Consider the following 1,687-nt stretch of genomic DNA (forward strand, 5'->3'; position numbering starts at 1 on the left):
AATATACCCGACCCCGCCCGGCAACGCAAACCACAAAATACCCGACCCCGCCCGGCAACGCAAACCACAAACCGTGACCCACACCACCAAACCACCGACACAAACCACCCACAACAGGCAACCCACACCGGAGAATCGGCACCCCAACGAACCGGGGCAACTCGAAAAACAATACACACCTTTTTATGCCATTACCAATTGAAACAGCGTGACGCTGCGCACAATGCCGCGGCCCCGCTAATTCCTGCCGAAACACAGTCGTATTAACATGCCAAGGACCCTCCGCTAGCATTCAAGACAACGGTAGTAAACGACTCGACGGAGACTTGTCATGACAGATGCATCCGATTTACTGGGCATTGCGGCACTGCTGGACCCTGCGGAAGCGCAGGTGCAAAGCCGGGTGCGGGCATTCGTGGACTCACGGATCAAGCCCAACATCGCAGCCTGGTACGAACAAGCCGTGTTTCCCCGCGAGCTCATCCGCGAGCTCGCGGCACTGGACCTGCTAGGGATGCACCTAGAGGGCTATGGCTGCCCCGGACGCGGCCCCGTGGAGTACGGACTGGCCATGATGGAGCTGGAGGCCGGCGACTCGGGCCTGCGCACGTTCGTGAGCGTCCAGGGGTCCCTTGCCATGGGCGCCATCCACAAGCACGGCTCCGAAAAGCAGAAGGAGCACTGGCTGCCACGCATGGCCGCCGGAGACGTGGTGGGATGCTTTGGGCTGACCGAGCCGACGGCGGGTTCCGATCCGTCCTCCATGACAACACACGCCCGCAGGGACGGCACCGGGCCGGACGCCGGATGGATCATCAATGGCAAGAAGCGTTGGATCGGCCTGGCCTCCATCGCCGACATCGCCATTATTTGGGCAATGACCGCCGATGGCGTCCGCGGCTTCATCGTTCCCACCGACACCCCGGGCTTTACCGCCACGGCCATAGAACCCAAGCTGTCCATGCGAGCCTCCATCCAGTGCGAGATCCTGATGGAAAACGTCCAGCTGCCCGCCAGCGCACAGCTCCCGGGTGCGATCGGTTTGCGGGCGCCATTCGAGTGCCTCAATGAGGCCCGCTACGGAATCATCTGGGGTGCCATGGGCGCCGCCCGGGACTCCTACCAATGTGCCCTGGACTATTCGCGCGCGCGGCTTCAGTTCGGCAAGCCCCTGGCCGGCTACCAGCTGACCCAGGAGAAACTGGTGAACATGGCGGTGGAGATCAACAAGGGGGTTCTGCTGGCGCTGCAGATTGGACGGCTCAAGCAGCACGGCCTGGTGCAGCCGCACCAGCTGTCCGTGGGCAAACTCAACAACTGCCGCGAAGCGATCAAGATTTGCCGTGACGCGCGCGCAATCCTTGGCGGCAATGGCATCACCTTGGACTACTCCCCCATGCGGCATGCGAACAACTTGGAGTCGGTGCGCACCTATGAGGGCACCGATGAGGTGCACACGCTCATTGTTGGCCAGCACATCACGGGCCTGCCGGCCTTCCGGTAGGCCCGCACCGGGCGTGACCGGGCGCCGGGCCTCGCGGGCCCGGTCTCGTGGGCGTTTGTGTTTGGGGGGTTAAATGTGGGGAGGCCCCCACGGTGGTGGGGGCCTCGACCCTGGGGTGTTGTCCGGCGGTGTCCTACTCTCCCACATCCTCACGAATGCAGTACCATCGGCGCTGTGGGTCTT

At 63.0% G+C, this 1,687-nt stretch carries 2 protein-coding genes; both read left to right on the forward strand.

Annotated elements, in window-relative coordinates; translation table 11 throughout:
• Window positions 1-202, forward strand: a 202-nt coding sequence (locus AB4Y80_RS16850) for a hypothetical protein (RefSeq protein ID WP_442215488.1), incomplete at its 5' end; no start/stop codon positions are given.
• Between the two features lie 129 nt (window positions 203-331).
• Complete coding sequence (locus tag AB4Y80_RS16855; protein WP_442215489.1) at window positions 332-1,504, forward strand: acyl-CoA dehydrogenase family protein; 1,173 nt, start codon at window positions 332-334, stop codon at window positions 1,502-1,504.
• Window positions 1,505-1,687: the final 183 nt, after the last annotated feature.

This window comes from Specibacter sp. RAF43, from assembly GCF_052114065.1.
GTDB lineage: Bacteria > Actinomycetota > Actinomycetes > Actinomycetales > Micrococcaceae > Specibacter.